The organism is Pseudoalteromonas sp. McH1-42, from assembly GCF_022347845.1.
In the GTDB taxonomy this organism is placed as follows: domain Bacteria; phylum Pseudomonadota; class Gammaproteobacteria; order Enterobacterales; family Alteromonadaceae; genus Pseudoalteromonas; species Pseudoalteromonas rubra_D.
Genome location: NZ_JAKRFU010000023.1, coordinates 71042 through 80685 on the forward strand (window position 1 = coordinate 71042; position 9644 = coordinate 80685).

5 protein-coding genes are annotated in these 9644 nt (G+C 51.1%); all 5 read right to left on the bottom strand.

Going from position 1 to position 9644, the window contains the following annotated elements:
• Nucleotides 1–50 precede the first annotated feature (50 nt).
• The 5 genes from MHN31_RS19370 to MHN31_RS19390 all read right to left on the bottom strand — a co-directional run bounded on the left by MHN31_RS19370 (nt 51) and on the right by MHN31_RS19390 (nt 9634).
• A complete protein-coding gene (locus MHN31_RS19370) occupies nt 51–2459 on the bottom strand; it encodes an ABC transporter permease (protein WP_239445091.1) in 2409 nt (802 codons plus the stop codon).
• A gap of 11 nt (nt 2460–2470) precedes the next feature.
• On the bottom strand, nt 2471–3178 hold the full coding sequence (locus MHN31_RS19375) for an ABC transporter ATP-binding protein (RefSeq protein ID WP_049863393.1): 708 nt from the start codon (nt 3176–3178) through the stop codon (nt 2471–2473).
• Between the two features lie 9 nt (nt 3179–3187).
• Nucleotides 3188–4447: an HlyD family efflux transporter periplasmic adaptor subunit gene (locus MHN31_RS19380; protein WP_138538953.1), complete on the bottom strand. Its 1260-nt coding sequence runs from the start codon at nt 4445–4447 to the stop codon at nt 3188–3190.
• 98 nt (nt 4448–4545) lie between these two features.
• Nucleotides 4546–5517 (bottom strand): TauD/TfdA family dioxygenase, encoded by a 972-nt coding sequence (locus tag MHN31_RS19385; RefSeq protein WP_138538954.1) that lies wholly within the window; start codon nt 5515–5517, stop codon nt 4546–4548.
• Complete coding sequence (locus MHN31_RS19390; protein ID WP_343224710.1) at nt 5495–9634, bottom strand: amino acid adenylation domain-containing protein; 4140 nt, start codon at nt 9632–9634, stop codon at nt 5495–5497. The genes MHN31_RS19385 and MHN31_RS19390 overlap by 23 nt, the downstream gene beginning before the upstream one ends.
• Nucleotides 9635–9644: the final 10 nt, after the last annotated feature.

Sequence of the window (9644 nt, forward strand, 5' to 3'; positions counted from 1 at the left end):
TATGCAGGTGGGCCAGACACCTCATTCCTCTGCCTGGCCCGCCCGGTTACTTACTCAGCTCTGAGTGCTGCAACCGGCTCGTCTTGAACGGCACGGCGCGTTGGCACATAACCCGATAACAACAACATGCTGGTCAGCAAAGTGCTGGTGATCAGGGCTATCGCGATATAGGTGCTCAGACCAATCTTAGAGCCTATCATAGACGCAAATACCATACAGCTCAGTACATACACGACCAGACCGACGCCCAGGCCAATCAGCAAGGGACCCATATTACGTTTCAGGAATAAAATGGTGATTGCCGTGTCTTTGGCACCCAATGCACGGCGAATACCTATCTCGTGGCTACGCATACTCACCGATGCCGCAGACACGCCATACACGCCCATCAATGCCAGGAACAAAGAGAACACGCCGGAGTAAATCACCCCGTTGGACATAATCCCCAGCATATCTGCATAGAGATTGGCATTTTTCTCCAGGTCAACAATAAACGAGAAGTGTGCCTGATAATCACTGCGTCCAAGCCAGGTGTAAAAGTCTTGTTGTGCTGACTGCATGCCGGCCTGCTGCTCAAAGATCAGCTGTACCCACTCGTAAGGCGATTGCAGATAAGAGACATAGAGTTCATCATATTCAGCTAATGGCGCATACATGCCCTGAGTGTTACCACTGCGATCACTGACTATGCCCACCACAGTATGGGTGACATATTTATCGGACAACTCAATATCCAGTTGCTTGCCCAGTGCAGACTGGCCATTAAAGTGACGCTTGGCAAATGATTCGCTGACAAGCACAACACGCAGGTTTTCACTGTTATCACGGGCATCGATGCCGCGTCCGGCAACCAAAGTCTGATCAAAAAACGCCAGCTTACCAAGTGTGCCCATTACATCGACACGCACGCGCGATTCAGCATCCATACGGACATTTTTCAGTCCCATATTTTGCATCATGTCAGCCTCTGAGACACTGCTTAATTTCGACAGGTCCTGTACCGCAGTTTCGACAAAATTGACCTTTTGTTCCGGGCTTTCAAACTCAGCCCCCACCAGATTGAAATAAGCAGAATAACGCCCCTGGGTTTTTTCTGCCGTCACCATATCAGTGATATTGAAGATAACCGAACTGCCCAGGCTGCCTGACAACATTAAGACCGCAATAATCGCAACCTGAATGGTCACAATGATCCGGGATAAACGACCTGCGCCTCTGCCCAGCGACCCACGGGTGCCGTCACGCAATACCGTATTAATGTCCATCTTAGCGGCTTTTACTGCCGGTAAAACACTGGCAAAGAAAAAGGTAAACAGAATAAATAATACCGCCATTGTTAAGGTCTGCCAGTCCAGGTGCCAGTTCCACCAAAACGGCATGCCACTGCCCAGACTCGCCTGCAGCGTGCCATTAATCACAGACAAGAGAACAGCCGTCAGTACAATGGCCAGTGCCCCACCCAGCAAAGTGATCAGTCCACCTTCACACACTAGCTGACGTACCAGACGCTTGGTTTTAGCGCCCAGGGCACCCCGGATGGCGGTTTCTTTTTGACGTTCAATAGAACGGGAAAACAGCAGGTTACCTGTGTTGATACAGGCCATAAACAGGATCGCCAGCGCGAAACTTTGCAGCCCGACAAAAATAAATGCCCCCATGCCTTCAATGTTTTGCTGTTGCAGACTCATGTGTGTGACAGTCGGTGCGATAAACTGCACTCTGTCACTTTGCGATAAACGTCTTTCGCGCACGGCGGTCAGAGCGCTGGCCAGCTCGGAGTTGGCCTGCGCCTCAGAGACACTGGCATGCAATCGACCCAGCACACTCACCTGCTTGTCTTTTAAGTCAAACTGAGCGAATTGCTTGGTATCCAGCGGCAACCATAGATCAGAAGTCACAGGGAACTTGTAACCCTCAGGCATAACCGCAACCACTTCGTAGCTTTTGCCGCCAAGTCGGACATGCTCGCCCAACACAGACTCGCGACCTGCAAATAAGGTTTGCCACACGTGATAGCTCAGCGCAACGACCGGTGCCTGCCCCGCCGCACCATCGTTATTATTAAAGGCTCTGCCCAGCAGCGGTTCGGTGCGGGTGAAGGAGAAAAAGTTTGGCATCACCTTCTCACCCAGCAGGCTCACGCCCTGGCCCTGGTTCTCCATGCGCACTTCTTCACGATAGTGTAAAGTATATTCATCATACACGGCGCTGAATTGCGACTGACCCAGTTGCGTGACATCTTCAAACGTCAGCACCCGGGTACTGCCGGTCAGATGCGGCGTAACAATGCTGCTGGCATCTTTACCCTGTAACGGCTTAAATGAAATGGTGTAAACCATGTTGAAAGTCAGCAAACTGATCGTCAAACCTGCGGTCAGTATAAAAGTCACCAGCATGGTGAACTTCGGCGCTTTCGCTAACAGCCTGAGGGCGTAGCGAATATCAATTAAGAAACCCATAACTCGTTACCTCAGGCGCTTTTTGCCAGCTCAGGCAGCGGTTTATCACTGACCAGCTTGCCATCAAAAATATCAATTCTGCGACTGGCGCAGGCTGATGAACGAGGATCGTGCGTCACCATACAGATGGTGCGCCCTTGCTGGTGCAGATCATCAAACAGCTGCAATACGATGTCGGCATTTTTTGAATCCAGGTTACCGGTTGGCTCATCCGCCAGGATCAATTTGGGGTCGTTGACCAGTGCTCTGGCTATCGCAATACGTTGTTGCTGACCACCGGACAGGGCCGACGGAAAATGTTTCACCCGATGCAACATGTCAACCTGCTCCAGCACTGACAAGGCTTTTTCTTTGGCTTCTTTGGCGTTGTATTTATCCTGGTAAGTCAGCGGTAAAATAACGTTTTCTTCTATCGTCAGATCACTGATCAGGTTAAAAGACTGAAATACAAAACCGATGTGGTTACAGCGCACCGTGGCGCGCTGATCCCGGCTCAGATTTGACACATCATTGCCCGACAGAAAGTACTGGCCACCAGAAGGCGTGTCCAGCATGCCCAAAATGGACAACAGGGTTGACTTACCGCACCCCGAAGGCCCATTAATAGAGACGTATTCTCCCCCTTTCACCGAAAAGCTGATGTCTGACAGGGCCATCGTCTTCATCTCGTCGAACTGAAAATACTTACTGATATTCTTAAGTTCTAGTATATTGCTCATTGTGCTGTCCTAATTATGTAAAAATATTTTTTCGTTATTAGCAAAATTGTCGGTGGCGGAAATAATCACGGTATCGCCGTTATTCAGCCCCTCTGTAATCTCGATAAAATTCACTGAACTTTGTCCAAACCTGACCTGTACGGCCTGTGCAATATTGCCTTTGCTATCGACTCTGAAAATCTTGGCACTTTGGTACTCCTCAGCAAACGCAGGTTTCGCAACGAACAAAGTGTTGGGCTTGTCGGTGATGTTGATCACCCCTTCAATTGACAGTTCCGGACGGGCTTCACTGGGCAGTGCCTCGATCAGATCCACTTCTACCGCAACCAGGCCCTTTTCCACCTGAGGACTGACCCGAGACACAACGCCCTGGATCTGTGATTTACGGGTATCTATGGTGACTCCCAAACCCGGTGTCACATCCTTAATTTGCAGTTCCTGTACGTCTATTTCTGCGATCAGGCTACGCGGATTGGCAATTTTGCCCACACTGCCACCTTCTGCTACATCCTGACCTAACTCCAGATCCATGCTTTGCAATACCCCATCCATTGCCGCACGGACATAAAGGTTGTCGAGTTGCTCTTGTGCCCGGGCCAGCTCCTGTTGCAGGGTCTGCTGCTGTGCTTTATGAGCCAGCTTTTGTGCCTCAATATTGAGCTTCAGCTTTTCCAGTCGTTGCTTTTGTAACTCATGGTCCAGCTTGCTGCTTTGCACTGTAAACTCTGTGCGCTTAAACTTAATTTGCGATACGCTGCTGTTGCCCATCTCGCGCAGTTTGCGCTGTGCGTTAAGTTCCAGCTCATTGCCCTGGTGGGTCATTTTTGCACGCTTTACCGCGGCTTCCGCATCCAGCAAATCAGACTCAAACTGAGCATACTGTGCGGTATTTTCAGCAATCGTTTTTTCCAGTTTGGCCTGTGCATTGGCCAGTACCAACGACAGTTTGGGGTTGTTGAGTTTGACAATGGGCTGCCCTTTTTCAACTACCGCCCCCGCCTTAACAAAGACCTTCTCTACTCGCCCGGCCACTTCAGACGCCACCCAGATGACTTCTTTGGGTTTCAGTACGCCCATACCTCTCACGCTGACCTGAAACTGCCCGTTTTGCACTTTGGCAGTACGCACATCCGTGCTGTCAACTAGGGCGGTTGCCTGTCCAAAGTAGCTCTTCAGCCACCAGGCGCCGGAAATAATCACCACTGCGGCTAGCGCAATTTTGACGTACCGCCAGTTAAACTTCTTTTGCTCTTCAATGGTAATGTCCATCTATGTTCTCCACTGCGGACTGGACCCGCTGTCCAATTCAATTTATGTGTTTTCTTGGTTATGCCTGCTTTTGAATAACAAAAGCATACAGTGAGTACTTACCAGCCATATTCTCTGGCCATGCCAACCAGAACCTTACGGTCGCCACTAAAGGGTCTTCGGCCGTGGGTAAACAGCATATTGTCAACCAGCATCAAATCGCCTTTTTGCCAGGGGGTGTAAAGCGTTGTTTCGTCATAAGCGGCACGAATGATGTCCAGTACTTCAGGTTCCAGCGGCTCGCCGTCACCATAGAATGCGTTACGCGGCAAACCGTCTTCCCCACAGGCACTGAGCAACTGGGCACAGGTTTCCTCACCCAGCGAGGACACATGGAATAAATGCGCCTGGTTGAACCACACCTGTTCGTCGGTTTTAGGGTGTCTGGCAATGGCGGGGTTAATCTGCGAGGTACGCAAACGATGCTCGCCAATCCACTCAAAATCGAGCTGATTGTTGAAACAATATTGCTCAACTTCACGCTTGTCCGTAGTCTGAAATACCTCGCTCCAGGGCAAATCGATATCACCGTAGTTACGTACATATTTCACTTTTTTCGCAGCAAACTTTTCACGGATCTCCTGCGGAATACGTTTAAATACCTCCCTGCTGTCAGCGATTGGGGTTTCACCTCCGGCCTGTGGGGGAAGCAAACAACATAGCCCCAGTCGCATCGCCCACTTGTTTGAATAAGCATGCTCATTATGTTGCGGGATCACTTCATCTGGGTGATATTCCGTCGCGGTGTACACATTGCCTTTCAGCTCAGTGCGCGGTGTTGAGCGATAAGAGTAATTCAACAATTCAGCGTCAAATAGCGTGCTCAGCACCTGACCAAACTGTTTACTGCTCATAATGTTTAGGCCACGTAACATGACTGCGCCATTGGCATCAAGCAGGGCATCTATTTGCCCGGCATGCTCAGCAGCCCAATGAGTGGCTCTTTGTCCTTCTAAGGCGACTTCCAGTAGCAGAGGCATGCCCTTAACTGACTGTAAATCCTCCACGCTATACTTCTCTAACACTGTCATCTTCAAATCTCTCTTGTTGTAACTGTTGTTTGCCAATACGCTGATCAATCTGCTGTTTTATCTGGGCAGTGAGTTCTTTGATATTTTCCTGCCACAATATTGAATAGTGATCGCCGGCCACACTGCTGTGAGGTAGCTGTAATTTATCTCTCAAAAATATCTGATAAGGTTCGGTCCAGCTGGGGTTTGCCCGGGCACCAATCAGGAAGCAGCGCTGTGCTACTTCGCTCGTCAGCTGATAGCCTTCGGCCAGACTGGTGTGACGTAACATCAGACGCTCAAACTGCTCGGCAAAACCAGCAGGGATCGCCAGCTGTTTAATCAATGCCTGTAAAGCCTGCTCCGTGTTTGTCTCGCTGACATCCGAACAGGCTATATAGCTGTCCAGCAATATGGTCAGCGCAGGCGGGGTCGGTGCCAGCTGCTTGCTGATCTCAGCCGCTAATAGTCCGCCCATAGAGTGGCCTAATAGCACCAGGCGACCCGCTTTAAGTGGCTGCATAAAATGACTACGAATATGCGCGCAATATTCATTTGCATAGGCCTGAATGCTTGAGGCAGCTGCGTGTTCAGGCAAGTGTTCATAGCCATAAACCGTCATTTCTCCCTCCAGGGCTTGAGCTAGCGGCATAAAGCTGCGCGCCAGGTCGGCTGCGCCCGGCAAACACAACACAGTGAATGCCGCATCGGTGCTGCTGTTTAATGGTTTTAGCTGTGGCGTCGCCTGTTCGGTGCCACCCGCTGCAATCAAGTCTGCCTGAGCTGCCAGCAGCGTCGTTTTAAACAACTGCTCCAGTGAAACTGCACAGGCGAAAGACTTTTCAATCAGCATCGCCAGCGTGATCAGCTTCAGTGAGCTGCCTCCGAGGGCAAAAAAGTCACTTTCTTTATAAATCGTCTGGCTCGGGCATTGCAGAACCTGCTGCCACAAGGTCGCCAGCTGCTTTTCCATATCCGTTTGTGGCGCGTGTGCCGCCACATTTTTACATGCTGGCGTTGGCAGAGCGCGGCGGTCGACTTTGCCATTTGCAGTCACAGGCCAGGGTGAAACATGGCACAACAGAGTTGGCACCATATAGGCCGGTAAACTCTGACTCAGTCGCTCTTGTAACTGCTCTGTCAGCTGTGCTTCATCCAGCTCAGTGGCACTGAGCGTGCTTTTAAAATAGGCCACCAGAGTTGGAGTTGCCTGGTCCAGCTCAATGGTGGTAACCAGGGCAGAATCCACTTCAGGTTGCGCCAATAAGGCACTTTCTATTTCTCCCAACTCGATGCGTAGTCCATTGATTTTTATCTGATCATCGCTGCGCCCGAGATACTCAATATCACCATTATCCAGATAACGCACTAGATCACCGGTTCGGTACAGTCGGGTGCTGGCCCGCGCGCCCATTTCGCTCTGGTATGGATTGTTAATGAACCGCTCAGCAGTCAGCTCTGGCTGGTTATGGTATCCCCAGGCCAGACCATCCCCACCGATAAACAACTCTCCGGCACTGCCAAAAGGCACCAACTGCAAGTCGTCATCGAGGATCAACAGCTGGATGTTCTGAATGGGTTTACCTATGGGCACTGTGGTGCTGATTGGCTGCGAGCAATCCCAATAACTGACATCAATTGCCGCTTCGGTTGGCCCATAGAGGTTGTGTAGTTGTGCATCAGGCAAACTGGCTCTGAAGCCCTGCACTTGTTTAACCTGTAACGCCTCCCCACTACAAAATACCTGACGAATACTGGTGCACTGTGCCAGCACGCCATAATCCAGCATAATGCCCAGCATGGAAGGAACAAAGTGCAACTTAGTCACACCGCTTTGGCGGATTAACTGACACAAATACTGCGGATCTTTATGTCCCTCAGGCCGTGCCAGCACCATCTGGGCTCCGCGACATAACGGCCACATAAATTCCCAGACCGAGACATCAAAGCCAAACGGCGTTTTTTGCAATATAACATCGTGATGATCGCAACCGTACTGCTTATCCATCCAGTCAACCCGGTTAACCAAAGCCTGATGGCTGACCAATACTCCCTTGGGTTTTCCTGTCGACCCTGAGGTATAAATCATATAGGCCATATCCTGAGCACTCAGCCCGGTTTCCTGCGGACTCAGATCCTGGGCTGCATAATCTTCAAAACGTGTCGCGTCCTGCGCGTACCCATCCATCAGGATCAGTGCAGGCGTATTTTCCGCCTGACACTTAGACTGATGGTCACTTTGCGTCAAGATGGTCGTAATACCTGCGTGTGCCAGCATATAGTCCAGACGTGTTTCTGGCAGTGTTGGGTCAAGCGGCACATAGGCACCACCGGCTTTCAGTATGGCCAGTATGCCGATCACCATTTCCAGGGAGCGGGTCATGCACACGCCCACCAGAGTGCCGGGAACAACCTGATGTTCTGCACGCAGGTGTCTGGCCAGTTGGTTCGCTTTATCATTGAGAGACTGATAACTCAGTGTCTGTCCTTCGTAACATAGCGCGGTTTGCGTCGGGGTTTTAGCGACCTGACGTTCAATCCACTGCGCCATCGTCAGCGTAGTATCATAATCAACCGGTGCCGGATTGAGTGTCTCAAGTAAATGCGTTCGCTCCTGTGCGGATAACAACGCGATGCTGCTTAACGGCACCGACGTGGATTGCAGCTGTGATAGCTGAGTTAATATCTGCATCAGATGGCGATTGAGCGTACTGATGTGCGCATGCGTAAACAAGGCTTTGTCATACACCCAGTTAATCGCAACCCCCTGCGCTGACGTACTTATGTTGACTTCAATATCGAATTTGGCCACGGTCTGTGCTGCACCACGCATGGTCAGTGCCGCCCCGTTCAGGTCCAGCTCCCCCTGCTCAGTGGCCTGCTCATCAAGGCCATAATCGGTCTGCGTGGTGAGCATAATTTGAAATAGTGGCGAATGTGCTGTACTTCTTGGCACGTTTAAGCGCTCAACCAGCTGTTCAAATGGCACGTCCTGATGCGACTGTGCACCAAGGTGCACCGCTTTAACATGCTCTAAGTAACGCGTTATGTCGGGCTGAGCCGTGTTCACTCTCAGTACAAGTGTATTGACAAAAAAGCCGATTAAGGACTCAAGTTCAGTCTGTGTGCGATTCGCAACCGGTGTGCCTATCACCACGTCTTTACTGTTACTGTGTCTGCTCAGCAGTAATGAAAGCGCGCTGTGTAATAGCATAAAGGAGGTTAGTCCCTGCGATTGAGCCAGCTCGGCCAGCCCAGCTGCGACATCACTATCCAGGTTACCCTGCACCAGCTCCCCGACATGCTGCTTGACCTGCGGACGCGGGTGGTCCAGCGGCAGGCTGTGTACCGGAGGCAGGTCAGATAATTGCTCACTCCAGTAGGTTAACTGGCGCTCCAGAACCGGGCCGCTCAGATAGCTATGTTGCCAATGGGCATAATCAGCATACTGAATCGGTAACGGGGTCAGCGGATTGTCCTGATTTTGCGTGTAAGCCCGATACAGCTGCACAAACTCTTTCACCAGCAACTGCAATGACCATCCGTCAGAGGCGATATGGTGGATATTAAACAGTAGCACAGACGCATGCTCAGAATCGGCCCCCGTATCTATATACGCTGCCCGGATCATCAGGTCCTTGCTCAGGTCAAACGGCTGTGATTGTAAGCGTGGGATCAGTGACGCAATTGTCTGCTGCTGTGTTACCGGACTCAACAGCCTGAGATCTTCATAATCCAGTGTGAAGTGTACGTCAGTCTGGATCACCTGCTCTGTTCCCGAGTCGCCGTCCCGATAGACACTACGCAGTACTTCGTGACGTGCAACTATGGTGTTCAGTGCTGCTTCAACAGCGTCCAGGTCCAGTTCACCGCTCACTTCAAATGCGGCTGGCATATTGTATTGCGCCGAGCCCCCCTGTAAGCGGTCGATGAACCACAGTCGTTGCTGCGCAAAGGATGCGGCCATGCGACCATCTTGCGGACGGGTCTGCACTTCTATGCGTTGTGCTGTGCTGCCTCCCTGTGCCTGTTTATGCTCAACCTGTTGCGCCTGGCTGGCGATGCTCGCATGTTCGAACAACTCGCTGATACTGAATTCAACCCCGAAGGCCTGTTTGATTGCCGCCACTAAACGCACCGACAACAAA